The following is a 23119-nucleotide window of genomic DNA, read 5'->3' on the forward strand; positions in this document are numbered from 1 at the left end:
GTTAGACGGCTGCGGCGGGCACGCTCAATGCGAGGGCCGCAGCGGTGCCTTCGGCGAGTGGCTGCTGCTCGAAGCGCCCGCCGTGCGCCTCGGCCACGCGTTGGCATAGCGCCAGCACCCACGCCGCGCGCCCCGCCTCCAGCGGCTCGCGTGCCTGCGCGCGCGCAAACGGCTCAAGCAGATGCGGCACGGCTTCGTCGGTCAACGCCTGCGGCGCGGCGGTCCACGTCACGTCGAACCCGGCCGCAGCGGCCGTCGCATTCACGTCGAGCGTCACGGCGGCGCCCTGCGCGCTCGCCTCCACCGCGAACATGAGCATCAGCCAGAGCGCTTGCGCGATCCGTTCGCGGTCGCCATCGAGCGTCGCGCCCGTCGGCGTGCCGCGCACGGTCAGCGTCACGGCGCGCGCATCGGCGAGCGCCACGCGCACGTCGTCCACCGCTTCGCCGATCAATGCGTCGAGCGCGAACGGTGCACGCTCGACGTGTAATTTGCGCGTTTCGGCGCGCGTCTTGTCGACCAGCGTTTCGAGCAGTTGCACCTGCTGTTCGACGCCGGTGCGAATGCCGCCCAGCGCGCGCTGGGCAGCCGCATCCACGGTCTCGATCTTGCGTTCGAGCACGTAAGCCCAGCTATGGATTGCATTGAGCGGACTGCGCAGGTCGTGCGACACGCGCGACAGCACGTGATCGCGCATGAAGAGCGCGGTTTCCGCGCACAGCCGTGCGATGCGTTCGGAACGGGAATGGGGAGTCGGCGCCATCAGTGTCCTCGTTTGCGCCCGTGGCGGGCATTAGTGGCTCGCATGCGGCGTGCCGCGCCGGTCCCGGATCGGCTTTTTTCTCGGCCTTTCATTATAAGCAGCCGCTCATGAGCAGCCTCACGACAAGGGCCGCCACACGTGCCTGTCAGCCGGGCAAACCGCCTACAATACCGGTTTTACCTTCCGAATCAGGAGTCTTACATGTCTATCGTGACCACCGCATCCGGCCTCAAGTACGAGGACGTGACCGAAGGCACCGGCGCCGAAGCGCGCGCGGGCCAGACCGTCAGCGTGCACTACACCGGCTGGCTGACGGACGGCCAGAAGTTCGATTCGAGCAAGGACCGCAATGATCCGTTCGCCTTCGTGCTGGGCGGCGGCATGGTCATCAAGGGCTGGGACGAAGGCGTGCAGGGTATGAAGGTCGGCGGCGTGCGCCGTCTGACGATTCCGCCGCAACTCGGCTACGGCGTGCGCGGCGCGGGCGGTGTGATTCCCCCGAACGCCACGCTCGTGTTCGAAGTGGAACTGCTCGGCGTTTAATACGTCGCGCGCTCGCCCTTCTCACCCTCGTCGCCGCCGTGAATCCCCACCACCACACGCCGGTCACCGCGCCTGGCGTCGCATTGCGCCGCTATAGCGCGGCCGAAGCGACCGATCTGCACGATTTTCACCAGATCGTGCTCGGGCTCGACGGTGCGATGGAGATGACCGTCGACGGCGTGGGCGAGCGCATCGACTGCAGTTCCGCCTGGCTGATTCCAGCCGGCGCGCAGCACGACTACGCGGGAATCGGCGAAAACTGCCAACTGGTGCTCGATCTGCCCGCCGCGTCGCTCGCCGTGCCCGAACGGCTCTTCAGAGCGGCACGCGCGGTGCGCATCGATCCGGCGCTCACGCAGCTCGTGCAGCAGATCGCGCAGCACGTCGTCCTGGCTGTGCCGCCGCACGTCAGCGCCGATTCCGCCGATCCCACCGATCCCGCCGATTCATACGCAAGACGATTTCACTGGGACGCGTCGGCGCGGCTGTGCGCTGCCGTCATCGCGCAAACCGGCATTGAGGGCGGCGCGGCCTTCGAAGCGGCAGCCGGTCTCGACTACGCGCGCATCGACCGCTGGCTGCGCGCACATCTCGCGGAACCGCTGCGCATTGCCGACCTGGCCGCGCATTGCGGCTTCGGCATGCGGCGCTTCCATCAGCTTTTTATCGAGGCTTTCGGCGAAACGCCGCATCGCTATCTGCAGCGGTTGCGCCTCGACACCGCCCTGACGCTGCTTGCCGATCCGCGCCGCACGCTCATCGACGTCGCGCTCGAAGTGGGCTTCGGCGACCAGAGCGCGTTCACCCATGCGTTCACGCGCCGTTTCGGCCTCGCACCGGGGCAATGGCGGGCGTTGCCGCCACGGGCGGGCGCCCGTGAGCGCCCGTGAGCGCGCTCCTCCTTACTCACCGTTACTCGTCGAATCGCCACTCCCACTGCGCCTGCGCACCCACGGCCACGCGTTTGCCCGCTCCGGCCACGATCATCGCGTTCTGGCCGAACGCAAGGCCGCCGTCCACGCGCGGGTTCGCGCGATACACCGCCAGCGTGTCGAGCGGCTCGGCGGGCCATTGCGGGTCGCGCTCGCCCGTAAGCTGGTCGATCGTCGTGATCGGACAACGCGCGCACGGCTTCGCGAAGCGCAGCACCACATCGCCGTCGATCTCCATCGTGTCGATGAAGTCCTCGTCGAACGCGCCCTCGCCGTCCACGACGATGTTCGGACGAAAGCGGCTCATCGGCACGGGCTGCGCGCCCTTCGCAACGAGCCGCGCGTTGAGATCCGCGAGCGACGCCTCGCTCGTCACGAGCAGCGGGAAGGCGTCCGGGAACCGCACCGGCACGTCCTCGTCATTCGTCCACTTGCGGCTCGCAAGACGCGTGACGTCTTGCGCGAATCGCACAAGCCGCAACGGCACGCCCACGGCCTTCGTGAACCACTGCGCCGCTTCATCGCCTTCGTCGAGCGCCTCGACCGTATCGCTCCAGACCGTCGCGCTCACGCGGCGCGCTTCGGCCGGCGCCTCGAAAGGCAGCAGCAACGAAGACGCCATGCCGTCCCTCGAAAGCCGCACGCCTTCCTCGACGAACGCGGGCACGATGCGCGCCAACGCTGCGTATTCGCGCTGCGAGACGAAGCGTCCCGTCTCGTCGACGGCCATCCAGTGGCGGTCCCACTTCAGCCCTTTGGCTTCGAGCTGCGCGTGATCGAGCGCGATAGCGCCGCATGACTTGACGGGGTAGACGAACAACGCGCGAATAACTGGCATGGCAATCGACCTCTGCGATGATGAAATGGAACTAAACCGGACGAAGCGATAAAGAAGCCGCTCAGGCCGCCGCGTCGAGCCCGCGTGCGAGATCGTTGCGGATGTCCTGCGCGTTTTCGAGCCCGACGGCAAGCCGGATCAGGCCTTCGGTGATGCCCGCCGCCTCGCGTGCTTCCGGCGCGATCCGGCCATGCGTGGTCGTCGCAGGGTGCGTGATCGTCGTGCGCGTATCGCCGAGATTGCCCGTGATCGAGCACACCTTCGTGTTGTCGATCACGCGCCAGGCGTTCGCGCGCTGCTGCTCGGGCGTGTCGCCCTTCAGCTCGAACGAGACGATCGCACCGCCCAATTTCTGCTGCCGCATGGCAAGCGCATGCTGCGGATGCGACGGGAGGCCCGGATAGAACACGCGTTTGACAGCCGGATGCGCTTCGAGCCAGCTCGCGATTTCGAGCGCGTTGGCCGACTGCTTCTCGACGCGCAAGGACAGCGTCTCCATGCCCTTGAGCAGCACCCACGCGTTGAACGCGGAGAGCGTCGGGCCCGCGCTGCGCACGAACGGGAACACCTTCTCCATGATGAATTGCCGCGAGCCCACGAGCGCGCCGCCGAGCACGCGGCCCTGGCCGTCGAGGAACTTGGTGGCCGAGTGCATCACGACATCGGCGCCGAGCTTGAGCGGCTGCTGCAGCGCCGGGCTGCAAAAACAGTTGTCGACGACGAACAGCGCGTTCGCGGCCTTCGCAATCTTGCTGATCGCTTCGATGTCGGCCACTTCGGTCAGCGGATTCGAGGGCGTTTCGAGGAAGAACATCTTCGTCTCGGGGCGCACGGCGTTCTGCCACGCGTCGAGATCGGCGGGATCGACAAACGTGGTCGTGATGCCGAACTTGCCGAAGATCTGCGAGAACATGCCGATGGTCGAACCGAAGATGCTTTGCGAGCTGACGATGTGATCGCCCGCCTGCAGCGCCGCCATCACGACCGAGAGAATCGCCGACATGCCCGACGCCGTCGCCATGCACGCCTCGCCGCCTTCGAGCGCGGCGAGCCGGTCCTGGAACATCGTCACGGTCGGGTTCGTGAAGCGCGAATACGTGTAGCTGGTTTCGGCGGTCTTGAAGCGCTCGGCGGCTTCGCCAGCGCTCGAAAAGCAGAAGCTCGACGTGAGGTAGAGCGCTTCCGAATGTTCGTTGAACTCGCTGCGCAGCGTACCCGAGCGCACGGCGAGGGTGTCGAAGTTAAAGGTATCGTCCATGTTCGTGTTGTTTCCCATTCGAAGATCCTCGGGCTGTGAGCGGCTGTTCACCCGCGCTTTTTGCCCGCGCTGTTTACCTGAATAACTGTCGCTAAACCATCGGGCGCAAAAAAGCCCGCTTTGCGTCGGCAGAAGCGGGCTTTCGGGTAGTCGGGGCAGCAGCGAGGCGTTTCGAATTCAGACTTCCGGTTCGACGCCTTTCGCTTTAGCTGTTTCGGGTTGCCCCGCGTCCGCAAGCTGAGATCAAATCGACGCAGGCGCCTATGCTAACACGCGAATGCGCACAGCACACGCGCCTGCTCTCATGCATCAGCTCGCGCGTCAATCCACCGAGAGTTGCAGATGCAGTTGCGTGCGCGTCGTGCCGCCGTCCATCGCATCGCTCGCCGCATCGCGGTCCGATTGCGCCTGCGGCGCATTACGTGCCGCTTCGATGTTGTCGAGGTACGCACTCGTGACGTCGCCGGTGATGTAATCGCCGTCGAAGCACGAAGCCTCGAAGCCCTTGATCTCCGGATTGATGTCGCGCACTGCCTGCTTGAGCGCGTCGACGTCCTGATACACGAGGTGATCCGCGCCGATGATGCGCGCCACTTCTTCATCCGTGCGGCCGTGCGCGACGAGTTCGCCGCGCGTGGGCATGTCGATGCCGTACACGTTCGGATACTTCACGGGCGGCGCCGCCGAAGCGAAGATCACCTGGGTCGCGCCCGCGTCGCGCGCCATCTGCACGATTTCGTGCGAGGTGGTGCCGCGCACGATCGAGTCGTCGACGATCAGCACGTTCTTGCCCTTGAACTCGATACCCATGGCATTGAGCTTCTGGCGCACCGACTTCTTGCGCACCGCCTGGCCCGGCATGATGAAGGTGCGGCCCACGTAGCGGTTCTTGAAGAAACCTTCGCGATATTCCACGCCGAGTTTCGCCGCCACCTGCATCGCCGCGGGACGCGACGAATCGGGAATCGGCATCACGACGTCGATCTTCACATCGGGCAGTACGCGCTGGATCTTCTCGGCGAGATAGTCGCCCATGCGCAGACGCGCGTTGTAGACCGGCACGCCGTCGAGCACGGAGTCTGGACGCGCGAGATAGACCAGTTCGAAGATGCAGGGATTGAGGCTCGGCGCCGTCGCGCATTGCTGCGCGTGGAAGTTGCCTTCGAAGTCGATGAACACCGCTTCGCCCGGCGCCACGTCGCGCACGAATTCGAAGCCGATGCCTTCGAGCGCGACCGATTCCGAGGCCACCATCCATTCCGTGCCCTCGGACGTTTCGCGCTTGCCGACGCACAGCGGGCGGATGCCGAACGGGTCGCGGAACGCGAGCAGACCGTAACCGGCGATCAGCGAAACGATCGCGTACGAGCCGCGCACGCGCCGGTGCACGCCCGAGACGGCCTTGAAGAGCGCGGTGGGATCGAGTTCGAGGCCGGAGCTGGCCGTCTGCAGCTCGTGCGCGAGCACGTTGAGCAGCACTTCGGTATCGGAATTGGTGTTGATGTGCCGGCGATCGACGCGGAACATCTCTTCCTTGAGCTGCTGCCAGTTCGTGAGGTTGCCGTTGTGCGCGAGGATGATGCCGAACGGCGCGTTCACGTAGAACGGCTGGGCCTCCTCTTCACTCGTCGCCGAACCGGCGGTCGGGTAGCGCACCTGGCCGATGCCGGTGGTGCCCGGGAGGCTACGCATGTTGCGCGTGCGGAACACGTCGCGCACCATGCCGTTGGCCTTGTGCATATGGAACCGGGTGCCGTTCGCGGTGGCAATGCCGGCCGCGTCCTGACCGCGGTGCTGCAGGAGCAGCAGCGCGTCATAGAGGAGCTGGTTGACGGGAGAGCGGGAAACTACGCCTACGATGCCGCACATGGCAGGTCCTTCAAAAAAGCGAAATCGGTAGCGGGGGACGGTCGGAGCCGGTCCTGCGCCGCGTGGGTGCAGTGCTGCCGCACCGCGCCGCCAGCGTCATGTCACGTCACGTCAGACGTGAACGTAGTGAGCGAGCGTTTTGGGCAACAGCGGCTTCAGTTCGCGCACACCCTGCTCGGCATAGCGCCGCAGCAGCGCATCGCGCCAGAAGTCCTGCTGGGGCAGCTCGGTCAGTCCGCCAAGGACGACGAGAATCAGCACCAGCACGACGCCTCGCACGAGGCCGAACATCAATCCGAGCGACCGGTCCACGCCGGACAGTCCGGTCACCTGCACCAACCGTCCCAGCAACGCGTTCACCACACCGGCTGCGAACACGACTGCGATCACGATCAGCGCGAAAGCGATCAGCCACTGCGTGACGGCGCCGCCCGGCCAGTGCGCCGGCATCCACGGCACCACGTGTTCCACGTAGCGGCACGCCACGAGAAACGCCACGATCCAGCCGATCAAACCAAAAATCTCGCCGATGAAGCCGCGCCACGCGCCGCGCAGCGCCGACACGCCAATCACCGCCATTACAGCGTAGTCGAATGCGGTGAACATCGGCCTGTTATTCCGCCGCCCCGTTCGTGCCCGCCATCAGCCCCGCGCCGCGCACCTTCGCGATTGCTTCGAGGGCCGCCGCGCGGTCCGGGAACGGCCCCGCGCGCAGCAGCGTGCGCATCGAGCCATCGGCTTGCTTGCGCTGTTCCATATATGCGGGTACACCCGCGGCTTTCAACTTCGTTACCCAGTTGCGTGCCGTCGTCTCGCTCGGGAATGCGCCGAGCTGCACCGCGAAGCGCGCTCCGGGGGGCGCGGCCGGCGTGGCCGAACCGTTCCCGCTGTTGTCGGCGCTTGCCTTGGCGGACTGGCTCGACGCATCGAGCTGCTTGCCGCGCGAGGCCGCTACCACAGTGTTTTCGGCGGCGTTCGCCGATGTATTCGTTGCCGTGGTCGCGGCCGAATTTGCCGCCGTCGTTGCGGTAGTCGCCGCGGCCTGCGCGGCGGGCTTGCTCGCGCGCTGCGTTTGCCTGGGCTGATTCTGCGCGGTTTGTGCCGCCTTGCCGGAAGGCGCCGCAGGACCAGATGCGGTAGCCGCAGCCTTTGCCGTGGCGGGCGCACTGGCCGGTGCAGCAGGGGCATTCTGCGCAGTTTGTGCCGCGGCCGGAGCTGCCGGGACAGCCGCCGATGCGCCGGACGTCGCCGCGCTCAGGCCCGATGCGGCAGGATTATCCGGCGCAACGCCCGCCTGGGTGTCCTCGGCGTCGTCGCGTTGCGCGATCCGGGAAACCGGACGGCTGGGAATATCGATCGCGATATCGTCGGTGACGGGTTTCGGATGCGAATCGAGCACCATCGGCAGGATCACGATGGCCGCCACGACCAGCGCGATTGCGCCGACGAGCCGCCGCCGCGCGCGCTGCTTTTCGGGCAAGGTGGGATCGAGGAGCATCGCTTCGGCGTCGCCGGAGACGTCCGCCCGGCGACTGCGCCGCTCGACGCGCGCGCTCTGGCCGCTCTGGCTGACATTACGCCGGCGTGAGCCGCTGCTGGAGCCATTGCTTGAGCCAGTTTCGGCGCCGCGCCGTCGCGGCGCCGAGTCGTCTTTCTTGCCGAACGAGAAAATTCCCATGTATGGCTGCTTTTGGCCTGGTATCTGCGTGGCGGCGTGCGAGATGCCGTGCGTTCAATGCTGCTGGGACTTTCGCAAAGCGATCACGCCCGCGACTGTCAAGAAACTGCCGAAGACGAGAATTCTATCATTTTCGCCTGCGCGTTTTAGCGCATCTTGAAACGCGGCGGCCGGTGTTTCATAGCGCGTCACGCTGCTGTCGGGACCGTCGACCACGCCAGCCGCGCGCAGCGTCCCTTCAAGCTCCGCCGCCGAGGCCGCGCGCGTGCCCGGCAGATCGGTGACGCACCAGTGGTCGATCTCGCCCTTGAGGTGGCGCAACACACCGGCAATGTCCTTGTCGCGCATGGCGCCGAACACGGCGTAAGTGTAGGGAAAGTAGCCCATGCCGCCGAGATTTTGCGCGAGCACAGCCGCCGCATGCGGATTGTGGCCGACGTCGAGCACCACGGCGGGCTTGCCCGGCAGCACCTGGAAACGGCCCGGCAGCTCGACGTTCGCGAGACCGAGACGGATGTCCTGCGCCGAAACGGGCACGCGATCGCGCATCGCTTCGAGCGCCGCCAGCGCCGCCGACGTGTTGATCAGCTGATTCGCGCCGCGCAGCGCGGGATACGCGAGCGCGGAACGGCGTTGCGCGCGGCCCACGTAGCTCCACTGCTGGCGCTCGCTGCCCGCCTGCCCTTCGTAGCGGAAATCGCGGCCGAAGAGCCACAGATCGGCGCCGATGGCCTTTGCATGGTCGACGAGCGTTTGCGGCGGCATCGGGTCGGCGCAAATGGCGGGCTTGCCCGCACGGAAGATGCCGGCCTTTTCGAAGCCGATCTTCTCGCGCGTATCGCCCAGGTACTGGGTGTGGTCGATGTCGATGCTGGTGACGATCGCGCAGTCGGCGTCGAGCACGTTCACGGCGTCCAGTCGGCCGCCGAGGCCCACTTCCAGGATCACGGCGTCGAGCCCGCGCGAGGCGAACAGGTGCATGATCGCGAGCGTCGTGAATTCGAAGTACGTCAGCGAAACCGGCTGCGCCAGCGACAGACGGGCCTTTTCCACCGCCTCGAAATGCTCCAGGAGGTCCGCATCGCTCGCCTCTGTGCCGTCGATGCGCGCACGCTCGTTGAACGCGAGCAGATGCGGCGACGTATGGCAGCCGACGTGATAGCCGGCCTTCAGCAGGATGGTTTCGAGAATCGCGCAGGTCGAGCCCTTTCCGTTCGTGCCGCCGACCGTGAAGATCGGGCAGGCGAACTGCAGTTGCAGCGCGTCCTTGACCTGGCGGATGCGCTCGAGGCCCATGTCGATGCCGACCGGATGTGCGGTTTCAAGGTGCGTGAGCCACGCGTCGAGGGAGGAAAAGGTGCTCATCGGAGAAGTCGTAGCCTGCGGGGTTGGCGCCCGGCGCTCGTGCCGGTCACGCTAAAAATCCGCTTAAAACAGGCATTATCGCGGAAACGACAGCGCGCCGCTTGCTTACGCATGCGGCGCGCGGGGGTATGCGGGCTGTACGGCGGCGGGTGTGCTGCGGGGGTTTGTGCTGCGGCAGTCGCTGCCGCGCGCGTGGCGTTCTCGCGCGCGCCGTATGACAACGGCACGCGCAGGAAGGCACGTGAAAGCGCGGGAAAAATCAGGCGACGGCGTCGGCGGGTTGACGCGACAGCACCGCCATCAGGCGCGCGAGTTCTTCACGCAGCTTGCGGCGGTCGACGATCATGTCGATTGCGCCCTTTTGCAGCAGGAATTCCGAACGCTGGAAGCCTTCCGGCAGCTTCTCGCGCACGGTCTGCTCGATCACGCGCGGGCCGGCGAAGCCGATCAGCGCCTTCGGTTCGGCGATCACGACATCGCCAAGGAACGCGAAGCTCGCCGACACGCCGCCCATGGTCGGATCGGTCAGCACTGAAATGAACGGCAGCTTCGCGTCTGAGAGCTTGGTCAGCATTGCCGTGGTCTTGGCCATCTGCATAAGCGACAGCAGGCTTTCCTGCATGCGCGCACCGCCCGAAGCCGTGAAGCAGATGAACGGCACTTGCTGCTCCAGCGCGTTTTGCGCGCCGCGCACGAAGCGCTCGCCGACCACCGAACCCATCGAGCCGCCCATGAACGAGAACTCGAAGCACGCCACCACGACCGGCAGCGTGTGGATCGCGCCGCCCATCACGACCATGGCGTCGGTTTCGCCGGTGTCGTCCATCGCTTCCTTGATACGGTCGGGGTACTTGCGGCTGTCCTTGAACTTGAGCGAGTCGACCGGAACGATCTCCTGGCCGATCTCGTAGCGGCCTTCCGGATCCAGCAGCCCGTCAAGGCGCTCGCGCGCGCCGATGCGCATGTGGTGATCGCACTTCGGGCAGACGTGGAGGTTCGCCTCGACGTCGTTGCGGTACAGCACCGCTTCGCACGACGGGCACTTGATCCACAGACCTTCCGGAATGCTCTTGCGGCTTTTCGGATCGGTTTGCTTGATCTTCGGCGGCAGCAGTTTGTCGAGCCAGCTCATTTATTTTCCTTCCATGACCTTCGTGATGCGCGGCGCGGGCGGACAGCGAATCCGGCAATATTTACCTGGATCTGACCCCGACCGCGCATGGCGAAAAGTGGATTTTACCGCAGGTCGTGTGCCCCGCCCTCTGCTTGCGCGTCAAGCGCCGTGCGGATGCCCGCGACAAACTGCTGGAGCGCCTGTGCAGCGTCTTGCGGCGGCGTTTGTTCGAGCAACTGCACGATACGGCTGCCGATCACGACGGCGTCGCTCACGGCGGCGACCGCGGCGGCGGTCTGCGCGTCGCGAATACCGAAGCCGACGCCAACCGGAACCGTCACGTGCGACTTGATCGCCGGGATTTTACTCGCGATGCTCGCAACGTCGAGATTCGCTGCGCCCGTCACCCCCTTGAGCGACACGTAATAGATGTAGCCGCTCGCAACGCGGCCGACGTCGGCAATGCGCTCGTCGGTCGAGGTGGGCGCGATCAGGAAGATCGGATCGATGCCCGCCGTTTTCATCTTCTGGGCGAAATCCACGCACTCTTCCGGCGGATAGTCGACGATCAGCACGCCATCGACGCCCGCTTCCTTCGCCGCGGCGGCGAACGCGTCGGCGCCCATGCGCTCGATGGGATTCGCGTAGCCCATCAGCACGACCGGCGTCTTGTCGTCGGTTTCGCGAAAGCGCTTCACGTCGGCCAGCACGCTGCGCAACGTCACGCCCTTCGCGAGCGCACGCTCCGACGACTGCTGGATCACGGGGCCGTCGGCCATCGGGTCCGAAAACGGCACGCCCAGTTCGATCACGTCCGCGCCGCCCGCAGCGAGCGCGTGCATGAATTCAACGGTGCGCGCCGGATCGGGGTCGCCGGCGGTCATGAACGGAATGAGGCCTTTCTTGCGCTGGGCAGCCAGCGCGTCGAACGTGTTCTTGATACGGGACATTTCAGGGTCCTCTGAATAAAAACTTACTGCGCGCCGCTGGCAACTGCGGCAACTTCGGCAGCGGCGGCGGCGCCTCAGGCGCGCACCGCGACGGGCTGCGCCGCCAACGCGGTCGCGGCAGCCGCCGCGCTTACGCGTTCGCGCGCGATCGCGCAGTAACTTTCGTTGATTTCATAGCCGACGAATTCGCGCTTCTGGCGTGCGCAGGCGACTGCCGTGGTGCCGCTGCCCATGAAGGGGTCCAGCACGCGGCCGCCCGGCGGGCAGCTCGCAAGCACCATGCGCTCGACGATCTCCAGGGGCTTCTGGGTCGGATGATCCACGCGCTCCGCGTGCTGCCGGTGCAGACGTGAAACCGACCAGACGTCCTTGGGGTTGTAGCCGAGCTCCAGCCACCTGCTACCTTCGAATATTTTCCGCGAACGCGCCTTCTTCGTGACGGCATCGTACGGGATGCGGACGGGATCGAGATCGAAGTAATAATTCTTCGACACCGCGAAGAAACCGATGTTGTCGTGCACCGACGTGAAACGGCGCGTCGTGCCGCCCATGCTCGGCACGCGCCGGTCCCAGACGATCTCGTTGATCATCGTGAGCTTCGACTTCAGGAAGACGAAGATTTCCGGCGCGTACTGCCAGGTGCAGAACACGTAGAGCGAGCCGCTCGGCTTGAGCTTCGGGATCGCCAGGTCGAGCCATTCGCACGTCCAGGCGAGAAAGTCCTCGCCCGAGCGCTTGTCGGAGTCGTTGCCGTAGTCCTTGCCGAGCCCGTAAGGCGGGTCGGCGACGATCAGATCGATCGAGGCGTCGGGCAGATTCGCTGCATCGGTCAGAAAATCGCGGTTCAAGAGCCGGATGCCGTCCGGCACCGTGGCGAGAGAACCCGCAGCAGCACCGGCAGTGGCAACTGCAGCGTCGACCTCGCGCGGCGGCGTGCAGGGCAGGTCTGCAAGGGCCTGTCCGGCCGCTTGCGGGGTCGCGTCGCTCACGGATGCCGGGGCTTGCGGTTCGTCGATCTCGTCGCGCATCGCGTGGGCGCTCAGAACGTGATGCCCGATCGCTCGGCGACCGTGTGCATGTCCTTGTCGCCCCGGCCCGACAGATTCACCAGCAGGATCTTGTCCTTCGGCAAAGTGGGCGCGAGCTTGGCCGCGTAGGCAAGCGCGTGGCTCGATTCGAGCGCCGGAATGATGCCTTCGATGCGGCAGCAGTCGTGGAACGCCTTGAGGGCTTCTTCATCGTCGATCGTCACGTACTGCGCGCGGCCGCTGTCCTTGAGCCACGCGTGCTCGGGGCCGACGCCCGGATAGTCGAGGCCCGCCGACACCGAATGCGTCTCGATGATCTGGCCGTTCTCGTCCTGCAGCAGATAGGTGCGGTTGCCATGCAGCACGCCCACGGTGCCGGCCGTGAGCGCGGCGGCGTGGCGGCCCGTCTCCATGCCGTCGCCAGCGGGTTCGACGCCGATCAGCTGCACCGAACTGTCGTCGATATACGGGTAAAAGATCCCCATCGCGTTCGAACCGCCGCCCACGCACGCGATCACGGCGTCGGGCTGACGGCCCGTCATCTCGGGCATCTGCACGCGGCATTCGTCGCCGATCACGCGCTGGAAGTCGCGCACCATCATCGGGTACGGATGCGGGCCCGCCACGGTGCCGATGATGTAGAAGGTGTTTTCGACGTTGGTGACCCAGTCGCGCATGGCTTCGTTGAGCGCGTCCTTGAGCGTGCGCGAGCCCGATTCCACGGGTACGACCGTCGCGCCGAGCAGCTTCATGCGGTACATGTTCGCGGCCTGGCGGCGCACGTCCTCGGCGCCCATGTAGACCACGCACTCCATGCCGAAGCGCGCCGCGATCGTGGCGGTGGCGACGCCGTGCTGACCCGCGCCCGTTTCGGCGATCACGCGCGGCTTGCCCATGCGCTTCGCGAGCAACGCCTGGCCGATCACGTTGTTCACCTTGTGCGCGCCGGTGTGGTTCAGGTCTTCGCGCTTCAGGTAGATCTGCGCGCCGCCCACCATTTCGCTCCAGCGCTGCGCGTGATAGACCGGCGACGGACGGCCGACAAAATGCTTCAACTCGCGCCGATATTCGGCGACGAAGTCGGGATCGTTCTTGTATTTCTCGTAGGCGTCGCGCAGCTCGTCGATCGCCTGCATGAGGGTCTCGGCGGCAAACACGCCGCCGTAGGGGCCGAAATGGCCGCTTTCATCCGGTAAGTTGTACATAAGTCACTCGCTCGACCTGGCACGGGCGCCCCGCGTTGCGCAGAGCCGGCCGGCCATCGGGTCAAAGGGTTTATCCCGCGTCCGCTTCGCGCACTGCGCGCACGAACGCCGCCATACGGGCGTGATCCTTCACGCCTTTTGCGCCCGGAACCTCGATGCCACTGGAGACATCGACAGCAAACGGACGCACCTGGCGAATCGCATCACCGACGTTTTGCGCGTTCAAGCCACCACTCAAAACGGCCCGACGCGCGAGCCCTGCGGGGATAAGTGACCAATCGAAGACCTTCCCGCCGCCGCCGTATCCTTCGACATGCGTGTCGAACAGAAGGCCGCTGGCTGATGAATAATTGTTCGCCGATTCTATCAAATCGGCCTCGCGAGTATCCGTCCCCACGCGCAATGCACGCAACCAGGGCAAACCGGCAACGGCGGAGAGCGTGTCGCACTGCGCGGGCGTTTCGTCGCCGTGGAACTGCAGGAGCGTGAGCGAGACGCTGCTCGCCACCTCACCGATCCACTCCGGGGTGGCGTTCACGAACAGCCCCACCACCGAGACGAACGGCGGAATGTCACGGGTGAGTTCCACCGCCTCGGCGACGCTCACCGAGCGCGGGCTGGGCGGATAGAACACGAGGCCGATCGCGTCGGCGCCAAGCGCGATGGCATGCGCAACCGACTCGGGCGTCGAAAGGCCGCACAACTTGATTCGCGTGCGGTGCGCGCTCGCACCGGCAGCTTGAGCGCTGGCGGACGTCGAGCTTGCTGCGGAAAGGTCGGCTGCTGTCATGGCGGATGAAGCGGATTGCCCTCGCGATGGTTCGGGTATGACTGTTCGATGCGCCCGGCCCCGGCGCTGCGGGTTGCTCTGCGGGTTGCCGTGCGCTTATCAGGCGGTGCTGTGCGCTTATCAGGCCGCGCCGTTCGCGCCGTCGGACCAGATCGCGCTCCACGGCACGCTGGCCGTATGCGGTCCGGGTACCTGGAACGCGTCAGGATAGCCTACCTGAGCAAGGTAGAGGCCGTCGGGCATGAAGGTCGGCGCGGCCTTCGTGCGGTCGAGCCCCGCCAGCACCTCGGCCATCCACGCCGCCGGATAGCGGCCGCGGCCCACCGCCACGAGGCAGCCCATCAGGTTGCGGACCATGTGATGCAGGAAAGCATTGGCGCGAAACCGGAAATGGATGAAATCGCCCTGCTGCCGGATGTCGATCTGGTAGAGGTGCTTGACCGGCGTCTTCGACTGGCACTCCGACGAACGGAACGCCGAAAAATCGTGCTCGCCGATCAGGTGCGCAGCGGCCTCGCGCATCGCATCGACGTAGAGCGGCGTGTGGATCCAGCCCGCGCGACCCGCCAGCATCGGCGAGCGCACCGCGTTGACGTAGAGCGCGTAGTAATACGTGCGCTCGAACGCGGAAAAACGCGCGTGAAACGCCTCCGGCATCGGCTGCGCCCACTGCACGGCGACCGTGTGCGGCAGGAACGCGTTGGTCCCGCGAACCCACGAAAACGGTGCGCGGTCGAGGTCGGTATCGAAATGGACGACCTGGCCGAGACCGTGGACGCCCGTATCGGTGCGCCCCGCCACGACCGTCTGCAGCGGCACGCATGCGAACTCGCGCAGGGCGCGCTCGAGCACGTCCTGCACGGTCTTGCCGTGCGGCTGCGACTGCCAGCCGCAAAACGCGGCGCCGTCGTACTGGATGCCTAGCGCTATTCGCATACGCATACGGTCTGCAGCGTCCCGGTCACGAGAGCGGCGCGAGCGTCGACAGCAGCGCCTGCGCGTCGGCACGGGTGTCACGGTCGTTCGACTCGATCACTTCGTTGATCAGCGCGCGCGCGCCCGCCAGATCGCCCAGCGCGATGTACTCGCGCGCGAGTTCGAGCTTGTTGCGCGCGATCCGCGCCAGTTGCTCGGGTGTGAAAACGGGCAACGGCTCGGCGGAATCGGGCGGCAGGTTGAGATCGAAGTCGAGCGTCAGTGCGCCAAAGCGCGGTGCGCCGAGGCCTGCGGTCGCGCCCGGCCCGGTCATCCCCGCCGCAATCTCCTCGAACGGGGGAAGCATTGGCGGTTCGATCAGCGGCATTGCCTGCGCCGCAGTCGCTTCGGGCGACGCCACAGGCTGCGCCACGCGCGGCGGCAGCGGCATATCGATACCGCCGAGTGCGCTGACGGCAGCGGCCGGGAATTCACCCGGCGCTTCAGCATGACTCAGGTCCTGCGGCGGTGCGAGGGGGAACTCGGGTTCCGCGAAAAATGCGGAGGGCGCCGGTTGCGGTTCCGCAGGCTGCGAAGCCGCTGCCGTCGGTTCGACGGCAGCGGACGCCGGTTCCGCGTGAACCGGCGTATCCGTGTGCTCAACCGCTTCGGCTTCGTGTGTGCCCGGTGCGTTCTCCTGCTCTGCCGTGCGTTCGAGTTCGTCCGTTTCGCCCGGCACATGCGCCGCTGTTACGTGTTCAGGAGAAAGCGCATGAGACAGCGCCGACGCGCCCGGTTCCGCCGCAGCCGCGAAGCCAGCGGCCTCACTCGCATCGGCCAGCGTTTGGTGCACGCCACGCTCGATGCCGCGCGCGCTTGCGCTACGCTCCACGCGGTCTTCGCGCAGTGCCGAGGAGCCATCGCCCGGCTGCACGGCTTCATCGTCCGGCAACGCCGCAGCCGTCAGGGCCGCGATATTCGTCGCGCGATCGAGCGCTTGCTTGCGCGGCGCCGGTGCGAGCGCGGCATCCGCGTCCGGCTCGGCGGCAGGCGTCTCGTTTGCGACCAGCGGCGTATCGAGGACGGGTGGTTCCTCGCGCGTCGGCGCGGCTTCCGCCGCCTCGTCGCCCCGTGCTTTGCGCCTGCGCGCGAACAAAACGAAAACCAGCGCGAACACGGCCACGCCAACCGCCCCTGCAACGCCGAGCATGACAGGCGACAACTCGAACTGGCTTTCGCTCGCGCCATGCCCCGCGACGCCAGCCGCGCCGTTCCCGCCAGGCGCTGCCGTCGCATGCCCCGCTGCGCCGCTCGCGGCGCCCGACGATTGGGCGTGCTTGCCGATCCCGTGCTGCTGCAATGCCATGAGCACGCGGTTCTTCAACGCGAGCAATTGCTGGAGACTCGACAGCGTCATGTTCGCCGGTGCATGCGCCTCGCCCGAAGCCGCGCTGGCCGCGGGTGCCGCCTGGACGGCCCCCGTCCACACGTGCGCGTCGCTCGGCGACGTGGCCGCCGCGGCAGGCTGGCTCGCCGCCGAGGTGCCAGACGCGCCCGAGGCAGCCGATGCGCCCGAAGCCGCGAGCGCCGCTGCCTGCGCTGCTGCGTCAACGGCTGGCGCGCTCGCACCGCTGGCAACTGCCGCCGCGCTAGCGGATGCCGACGGTGCGGAGGCCGCCGCAGCGGACGCACCCGGCGCAGTGGTCGCAGCGACGTTCGCCGCCGGAGCCGACCCAGGCGCTGCCACGACAGGCGCCACTGGAGCTACAGGCGCGACAGGTGCCGCCGGCGCTGCGGGTGCGGCAGGCGTCGAAACCACAGCAGCAGGCGCCGCTTGCGGTGCGGCGGCCACGATTTCCGGCACGGCGGGCACGTTGAGCACGGCGCCGATCTTCAGGCGGCTCGGATCGTGCTTCGCGAACGCACCCGGGTTCGCCTCGAAAAGAGCGCCGCTCACGCGCGCGATCACTTCTTTATCGTGGGACTGCGCGAGATCGGCGGCGATGCTGTGCAATGACTGCCCAGGCTTGACGGGGTACTTGCCGATCACGCGCACAGCCGGTGCGGCCGCGGAAGCGGCTTGCGCCGCCGTGCCGCCTTGTGCGCCCGCGACGCCGCTTAGCGCAAGGAATGCCGCCGCCATGGCGACGTGTGCGGCCCGCCGCGCGATGGCGACGGGAACAGAATCAAATCGAACGATCATCAGATGCCCTGGCACGCCGCTCGCGCGGCTGTCGACGAATCAGATACGAACTGCACGATAGAAAGAAAACCCGGGGCGCGCGCTCAAAACGAAAGCGCCGCGACTGGCGCGGCGCTTTTCCATCATGTCTACGCGTCATTAGCCGCGTAGTTTAATTCATTCACTTCTCGAGCAGAATGCGCAGCATGCGGCGCAGCGGCTCTGCGGCGCCCCACAGCAACTGGTCGCCGACCGTGAAGGCCGACAGATACTCGCCCCCCATCGCCAGCTTGCGCAGGCGGCCGACCGGCACCGCGAGCGTACCCGTCACCACGGCGGGCGACAGGTCGCGCATCGACGCTTCGCGCTGGTTCGGCACGACCTTGACCCAGTCGTTGGCCGAAGCGAGGATGCCGTCGATCTCGTCGAGCGGCACGTCCTTCTTCAGCTTGATCGTGAGCGCCTGCGAGTGGCAGCGCATCGCGCCGATCCGCACGCACAGGCCGTCCACGGGGATCGAGCCCGGCTCGCCCATGGCGGGCTTGCCGAGGATCTTGTTGGTTTCGGCGCCGCCCTTCCACTCTTCCCTCGACATGCCGTTGCCGAGATCCTTGTCGATCCACGGAATCAGCGAGCCCGCGAGCGGCACGCCGAAATGCGCGGTCGGCATGGCGTCGCTGTTCATGGTCGCCAGCACCTTGCGGTCGATGTCGAGAATCGCCGACGACGGGTTCGCCAGATCGTCCTTCACCGCGCCGTTGAGCGCGCCCATCTGCGCGAGCAGTTCGCGCATGTTCTGCGCGCCCGCGCCCGAAGCGGCCTGGTAGGTCATGGCCGTCATCCAGTCGACGAGGTTCTCGCGGAACAGGCCGCCGAGCGCCATCAGCATCAGGCTGACCGTGCAGTTGCCGCCGATGAAATCCTTCTGACCCTTGACGAGGGCGTCCTTGATGACGTCGAGGTTGACCGGATCGAGAACGATGACCGCATCGTCCTTCATGCGCAGCGCCGAAGCCGCGTCGATCCAGTAGCCCTTCCAGCCTGCGGCGCGCAGCTTCGGATACACGTCGTTCGTGTAGTCGCCGCCCTGGCACGTGATGATGATGTCGCACTTCTTCAGCTCGTCGACGCTGTTCGCGTCCTTGAGCTTCGTCTCGTTCCTGGCGAACGACGGAGCCGCGCCGCCTGCGTTGCTGGTGCTGAAAAACACCGGTTCGATCAGGTCGAAATCACGTTCTTCCTGCATGCGCTGCATCAGCACGCTGCCGACCATGCCGCGCCAACCTACGAGACCTACATTCATGACTTACCCTTGAAATGAACACTTCCCCGCTTCACTCGCCCGGCGTGGCCGCGCGGGGAAGATGAGCGGGCACGACGAGCGATCAACGAGTGATGATCGTTTTGGTAATCGTTTTCGTGGTAATGGCGAGCGAAATCGCACGGGCTGCCTGCGTGCCGCGGATTTTCGAAACAATCGTGATCTGGGGGATCGTCGCCATCGGGAGAGTCTACACGAAAACCGCATATTCGCGCGGTAAAACCCGCTTGTCCGGGCATTTGCGGCGAGGCGTCACATCAAGATCCGTGCGGATGCGATGCCGCATTTGACCGCACCTGACCGCACCTGACCTCGCCTGACCGCTCAAGCAAAACGGGCATGTCCGTGGACATGCCCGTGATCTGTGCCGTTACAGCGGTGCCGTTACAGCCTTTACAGCGCCGCGACCACGGCGTCGCCCATCGCCGCGGTGCCGACCTGCTGGCAGCCCGGCGTGAGGATGTCGCCCGTGCGGTAGCCTTGTTCGAGCACTTTCTTGACGGCGTTTTCGATGCGATCGGCCTGTTCGGCGCGCGCCAGCGAGTAGCGCAGCATCATGGCGGCCGAGAGAATCGTCGCGAGCGGATTCGCAATGCCCTTGCCCGCGATGTCCGGCGCGGAACCGTGCGACGGCTCGTAAAGACCCTTGTTGTTCTTGTCGAGCGAGGCCGACGGCAGCATGCCGATCGAGCCCGTGAGCATCGCGGCTTCGTCCGAGAGGATGTCGCCGAACATGTTGCCCGTCACGACCACGTCGAAGGCCTTCGGCGCCTTTACAAGCTGCATCGCCGCGTTATCGACGTACATGTGCGACAGTTCGACGTCCGGATATTCCTTCGCGACATCAATCATGATGTCCTTCCAGAACTGCGACGTTTCCAGCACATTGGCCTTGTCGACCGACGTGAGTTTCTTCTGGCGCTTTTGCGCCGCCTGGAACGCAACGTGCGCAATGCGGCGCACTTCCGGTTCCGCGTAGCGCATCGTATCGAAGCCTTCGCGCGTGCCCTTGAAGAGACCATCCGGCGCTTCGCGCGTGCCGCGCGGCTGGCCGAAGTAGATGTCGCCGTTCAGCTCGCGCACGATCAGGATGTCGAGGCCCGACACGATCTCGGGCTTAAGCGACGACGCCCCCGTCAATTGCGGATAGCAGATGGCGGGACGGAAGTTGGCGAACAGTTCCAGATGCTTGCGCAGGCCCAGAATGGCCTGCTCCGGGCGCAACGCGCGTTCGAGCGAGTCGTACTTCCAGTCGCCCACGGCGCCGAACAGGATCGCATCGGCGGCCTTCGCGAGCGCAAGCGTCGCTTCCGGCAGCGGATGGCCGCTCGCCTCGTAGCCCGCGCCGCCGACCGGCGCCGTCTCCATCTCGAACTTTTCGCCGAGCGCGTTCAGCACCTTGACGGCTTCCTTGACGATCTCGGGACCGATGCCGTCGCCCGGCAGCACTGCAATCTTCATTCTGCGATTCCTCGTTGTTTTGCGTTATGCGTCTGTTTTGCGCGAGCGCCTGCCCGAATGCGCGCCCAAAGCACGCTCAAAGCACGCGGTTGTTCAACCACGGCTGGCGCACGAGGCGCTCGGCCTCGAACTCGCGGATCTTGTCGGCGTGACGCAGCGTGAGGCCGATGTCGTCGAAGCCGTTCAACAGGCAGTAGCGGCGAAACGCGGACACTTCGAACGGGAACTCCTTCGCGCCGTCGACCGTGCGTACGACCTGCTTGTCGAGGTCGATCGTCAGCTGGAAGCCCGTGAATGCGCTGGTCTCGTTGAACAGCGTGTCCACTTGCTGCTCGGTCAGCACGATCGGCAGCAAGCCGTTCTTGAAGCAGTTGTTGTAGAAGATGTCCGCGAAGCTCGGCGCGATGATCGCGCGAAAACCGTACTGCTGGAGCGCCCACGGCGCGTGTTCGCGCGAGCTGCCGCAGCCGAAGTTCTTGCGCGCGAGCAGCACCGATGCGCCCTGGTAGCGCGGCTGGTTCAGCACGAAGTCCGGATTGAGCGGACGCTTCGAGTTGTCCTGACCCGGCTCGCCGTGGTCGAGGTAACGCCATTCGTCGAAGGCGTTCGGGCCGAAGCCGGTGCGTTGGATCGACTTGAGGAACTGCTTCGGAATGATCGCGTCCGTGTCCACGTTCTCGCGATCGAGCGGCGCCACGACGCCGGTGTGTACGATGAATTTATCCATGATCCGTGATCCAGAAGGATGCTGGGCGCGCCAGGGCGCGGACGCCGTCCGCGCTGCCAGGCCGTCGCTCACGCGGAAATTAGAGCGCGTGCTGCACTGTGCGCGCCGAATTGGTGATGTCCTCGCCGAAGCCGGCCACCGTGTTGCAGCCCGTTAATGCCAGAAGCGCACCCGCCAGCGAAATGAGCGCGGCTCGACGCCGGAAAATGCGTGCCTTCATGGCTTTAACCCAGCTTGCGAATATCGACGAAATGGCCTTCGATGGCCGCGGCCGCAGCCATCGCCGGACTCACGAGGTGCGTGCGTCCGCCCGCGCCCTGACGGCCTTCGAAATTGCGGTTCGACGTCGACGCACAGCGCTCGCCCGGCTCCAGCCGGTCGGCGTTCATGGCCAGGCACATCGAGCAGCCCGGCTCGCGCCACTCCGAGAACAGGCCGGCGCCGAAGCCCGTCCGTTCGACCCTCTTCAGCCAGTCCGACGGGATGATCTGGTCGGTGTCGACATCCGTGCGGTCGAGCGGCACAGCGCGGCCGGTGACGACGATAACGGGCTCCATCAGTCCGAGTCCTCCAGGTCCTCCGGGGTGGCGAACGTCCCGGCCACGGCGGTCGCCGCCGCCACCGCCGGCGACACCAGGTGTGTGCGGCCGCCCCGCCCCTGCCGTCCCTCGAAGTTGCGGTTGGACGTCGAGGCGCACCGCTCGCCGACGGCGAGTTTGTCCGGGTTCATGGCCAGGCACATCGAACAGCCCGGCTCGCGCCACTCGAAGCCGGCGGCCTTGAACACCTCGTCGAGACCCTCCGACTCGGCCTGCGCCTTGACGCGGTGCGAGCCCGGCACCGCCAGGGCCCGCAGCCCGCTGCGCACATGACGCCCGCGCAGCACGTCGGCGGCCGCCCGGAAGTCCTCGATGCGCGAGTTCGTGCAGCTGCCGAGGAACACGGTGTCGACGGCGACCTCCCGCATGGGTGTCCCCGCCGTCAACCCCATGTAAGACAAAGCCCGCTCCGCTGCTTCCCGGTCGCCCGCGTCCACCATTGCCGAAGGGTCCGGTACCGATCCGCTGATCGGCGTGACCTGGGCCGGGTTCGTGCCCCAGGTCACGTGCGGCGTGATCGTCGACGCGTCGATCACGACCTCCTTGTCGAACGTCGCGTCCTCGTCGGTCGGCAGCGTGCGCCAATACACCACCGCCTCGTCCCACGCCGCACCGACGGGCGCGTGGTCGCGGCCCTTCACGTAGTCGAACGTCGTCTCGTCCGGTGCGACGAGCCCCGCTCGTGCGCCCCCTTCGATGGACATGTTGCACAGCGTCATCCGGCCCTCCATCGAGAGGCCCCGGATCGCCGACCCCCGGTACTCGATCACGTGGCCGATGCCACCACCGGTCCCGATGGTCCCGATGATCGCCAATGCGACGTCCTTCGCCGTGACCCCGGGCGCCAGCTCACCCTCCACTGTCACCGCCATCGTCTTGGGTCGCACCTGCGGCAGCGTCTGCGTTGCGAGCACGTGCTCGACCTCGCTCGTACCGATGCCGAAGGCGAGCGCGCCGAAGGCGCCGTGGGTCGACGTGTGGCTGTCGCCGCACACGACCGTCCGGCCGGGCTGCGTCAGGCCGAGCTCCGGCCCGATGACGTGGACGATGCCCTGCTCCGAGGAGTCGAGGTCGTAGAGCGGCACGCCGAACTCGGCGCAGTTCTCCTGGAGCTTGCGCAGCTGCGCCTCGGCCTGCGCATCCACGACGGCGAGCTTGCGCGGCAAGGTCGGCGTCGAGTGGTCCATCGTCGCGAAGGTGCGGTCCGGGCGCCGCACCTTCAGCCCGCGGGCGCGGAGGCCGTCGAACGCCTGGGGAGAAGTCACCTCGTGGACCAGGTGCAGGTCGACGTAGAGCACGGCCGGTGCCCCGGCGTCCTCCCGGACGACGTGATCGGCCCAGACCTTCTCGAACAGCGTGGTGGGAGGCGTCACGGGCTGCCCTCCTGCACCGCGGCGGCAACCGGGTGCGGCGGAGGCATGCGGGAGGGCGACGGCTTGGTGTGGCCGAGCGTCACCAGCATCCGGTTGAGCGCCTTGAGATACGCCTTCGCGCTCGCGACGATGATGTCGGTATCGGCGCTGGTGCCGTGAAAGACGGGCGATCCGGCGACCTCGTGCTGCGCGTTCTGCGCGTCACGAT

22 protein-coding genes and 1 pseudogene are annotated in these 23119 nt (G+C 66.4%); 2 read left to right on the forward strand and 21 right to left on the reverse strand.

Translation table 11 applies throughout. From position 1 onward, the window contains the following. Window position 1: 1 nt before the first annotated feature. Window positions 2–763, reverse strand: a complete 762-nt coding sequence (locus tag Q0L30_RS22910; RefSeq protein WP_296661942.1) for a sensor histidine kinase KdpD — start codon at window positions 761–763, stop codon at window positions 2–4. 201 nt (window positions 764–964) lie between these two features. On the opposite strand from Q0L30_RS22910, the gene Q0L30_RS22915 reads away from it, so the two are divergent. Together Q0L30_RS22915 and Q0L30_RS22920 are read left to right on the forward strand one after the other, a co-directional pair. Beyond that, window positions 965–1306 carry an FKBP-type peptidyl-prolyl cis-trans isomerase gene (locus Q0L30_RS22915; protein WP_296661943.1) on the forward strand — a complete coding sequence of 114 codons (342 nt, stop codon included), beginning with the start codon at window positions 965–967 and terminating at the stop codon, window positions 1304–1306. A 38-nt stretch (window positions 1307–1344) separates the two neighbouring features. After that, window positions 1345–2196 carry an AraC family transcriptional regulator gene (locus Q0L30_RS22920; protein ID WP_296661944.1) on the forward strand — a complete coding sequence of 284 codons (852 nt, stop codon included), beginning with the start codon at window positions 1345–1347 and terminating at the stop codon, window positions 2194–2196. Between the two features lie 22 nt (window positions 2197–2218). Here Q0L30_RS22920 and Q0L30_RS22925 read toward each other — a convergent pair whose 3' ends face one another. The 20 genes and pseudogenes from Q0L30_RS22925 to Q0L30_RS23020 form a co-directional block, all read right to left on the reverse strand. Then, window positions 2219–3076, reverse strand: a complete 858-nt coding sequence (locus Q0L30_RS22925) for an MOSC N-terminal beta barrel domain-containing protein (protein ID WP_296661945.1) — start codon at window positions 3074–3076, stop codon at window positions 2219–2221. A gap of 61 nt (window positions 3077–3137) precedes the next feature. Continuing rightward, window positions 3138–4334 carry an O-succinylhomoserine sulfhydrylase gene (locus Q0L30_RS22930; protein ID WP_296661966.1) on the reverse strand — a complete coding sequence of 399 codons (1197 nt, stop codon included), beginning with the start codon at window positions 4332–4334 and terminating at the stop codon, window positions 3138–3140. A gap of 321 nt (window positions 4335–4655) precedes the next feature. Continuing rightward, window positions 4656–6203, reverse strand: coding sequence for an amidophosphoribosyltransferase (gene purF / locus Q0L30_RS22935; RefSeq protein ID WP_296661946.1), 1548 nt, complete (start codon window positions 6201–6203; stop codon window positions 4656–4658). A 111-nt stretch (window positions 6204–6314) separates the two neighbouring features. Further along, window positions 6315–6809, reverse strand: coding sequence for a CvpA family protein (locus tag Q0L30_RS22940; protein WP_296661947.1), 495 nt, complete (start codon window positions 6807–6809; stop codon window positions 6315–6317). Window positions 6810–6816: 7 nt separating this feature from the next. Further along, window positions 6817–7881, reverse strand: a complete 1065-nt coding sequence (locus tag Q0L30_RS22945; RefSeq protein WP_296661948.1) for an SPOR domain-containing protein — start codon at window positions 7879–7881, stop codon at window positions 6817–6819. Between the two features lie 54 nt (window positions 7882–7935). Further along, window positions 7936–9246 (reverse strand): bifunctional tetrahydrofolate synthase/dihydrofolate synthase, encoded by a 1311-nt coding sequence (gene folC / locus Q0L30_RS22950; RefSeq protein ID WP_296661949.1) that lies wholly within the window; start codon window positions 9244–9246, stop codon window positions 7936–7938. Between the two features lie 259 nt (window positions 9247–9505). Continuing rightward, window positions 9506–10378 (reverse strand): acetyl-CoA carboxylase, carboxyltransferase subunit beta, encoded by an 873-nt coding sequence (gene accD / locus Q0L30_RS22955; protein WP_293046192.1) that lies wholly within the window; start codon window positions 10376–10378, stop codon window positions 9506–9508. Window positions 10379–10482: 104 nt separating this feature from the next. Continuing rightward, complete coding sequence (trpA, locus tag Q0L30_RS22960; protein WP_296661950.1) at window positions 10483–11310, reverse strand: tryptophan synthase subunit alpha; 828 nt, start codon at window positions 11308–11310, stop codon at window positions 10483–10485. A 74-nt stretch (window positions 11311–11384) separates the two neighbouring features. Then, window positions 11385–12338 (reverse strand): site-specific DNA-methyltransferase, encoded by a 954-nt coding sequence (locus tag Q0L30_RS22965; RefSeq protein WP_296661951.1) that lies wholly within the window; start codon window positions 12336–12338, stop codon window positions 11385–11387. Between the two features lie 11 nt (window positions 12339–12349). Beyond that, complete coding sequence (trpB, locus tag Q0L30_RS22970; protein ID WP_296661952.1) at window positions 12350–13543, reverse strand: tryptophan synthase subunit beta; 1194 nt, start codon at window positions 13541–13543, stop codon at window positions 12350–12352. Between the two features lie 70 nt (window positions 13544–13613). Next, window positions 13614–14333 carry a phosphoribosylanthranilate isomerase gene (locus Q0L30_RS22975; RefSeq protein WP_296661953.1) on the reverse strand — a complete coding sequence of 240 codons (720 nt, stop codon included), beginning with the start codon at window positions 14331–14333 and terminating at the stop codon, window positions 13614–13616. 120 nt (window positions 14334–14453) lie between these two features. Beyond that, window positions 14454–15269, reverse strand: a complete 816-nt coding sequence (gene truA, locus Q0L30_RS22980) for a tRNA pseudouridine(38-40) synthase TruA (RefSeq protein WP_296661954.1) — start codon at window positions 15267–15269, stop codon at window positions 14454–14456. Window positions 15270–15294: 25 nt separating this feature from the next. Then, window positions 15295–17451: a FimV/HubP family polar landmark protein gene (locus tag Q0L30_RS22985; RefSeq protein WP_296661955.1), complete on the reverse strand. Its 2157-nt coding sequence runs from the start codon at window positions 17449–17451 to the stop codon at window positions 15295–15297. Window positions 17452–17611: 160 nt separating this feature from the next. Further along, window positions 17612–18733 (reverse strand): aspartate-semialdehyde dehydrogenase, encoded by a 1122-nt coding sequence (gene asd / locus Q0L30_RS22990; protein WP_296661956.1) that lies wholly within the window; start codon window positions 18731–18733, stop codon window positions 17612–17614. Window positions 18734–19144: 411 nt separating this feature from the next. Further along, window positions 19145–20212 carry a 3-isopropylmalate dehydrogenase gene (gene leuB, locus Q0L30_RS22995; protein ID WP_296661957.1) on the reverse strand — a complete coding sequence of 356 codons (1068 nt, stop codon included), beginning with the start codon at window positions 20210–20212 and terminating at the stop codon, window positions 19145–19147. 76 nt (window positions 20213–20288) lie between these two features. Beyond that, window positions 20289–20939, reverse strand: a complete 651-nt coding sequence (gene leuD, locus Q0L30_RS23000) for a 3-isopropylmalate dehydratase small subunit (RefSeq protein WP_296661958.1) — start codon at window positions 20937–20939, stop codon at window positions 20289–20291. 79 nt (window positions 20940–21018) lie between these two features. Next, window positions 21019–21159, reverse strand: a complete 141-nt coding sequence (locus tag Q0L30_RS23005; protein WP_296661959.1) for a hypothetical protein — start codon at window positions 21157–21159, stop codon at window positions 21019–21021. Between the two features lie 4 nt (window positions 21160–21163). Continuing rightward, window positions 21164–21364: pseudogene (locus Q0L30_RS23010) on the reverse strand (aconitase family protein); the annotation flags it as partial. Between the two features lie 131 nt (window positions 21365–21495). Continuing rightward, complete coding sequence (leuC, locus tag Q0L30_RS23015) at window positions 21496–22911, reverse strand: 3-isopropylmalate dehydratase large subunit (RefSeq protein WP_296661960.1); 1416 nt, start codon at window positions 22909–22911, stop codon at window positions 21496–21498. After that, a partial coding sequence (locus Q0L30_RS23020) for an alpha-isopropylmalate synthase regulatory domain-containing protein (RefSeq protein WP_296661961.1) occupies window positions 22908–23119 on the reverse strand: 212 nt, incomplete at its 5' end. The genes leuC and Q0L30_RS23020, both read right to left, overlap by 4 nt.

Origin of the sequence: Paraburkholderia sp. (assembly GCF_024281035.1) — a bacterium.
Classification (GTDB): domain Bacteria; phylum Pseudomonadota; class Gammaproteobacteria; order Burkholderiales; family Burkholderiaceae; genus Paraburkholderia.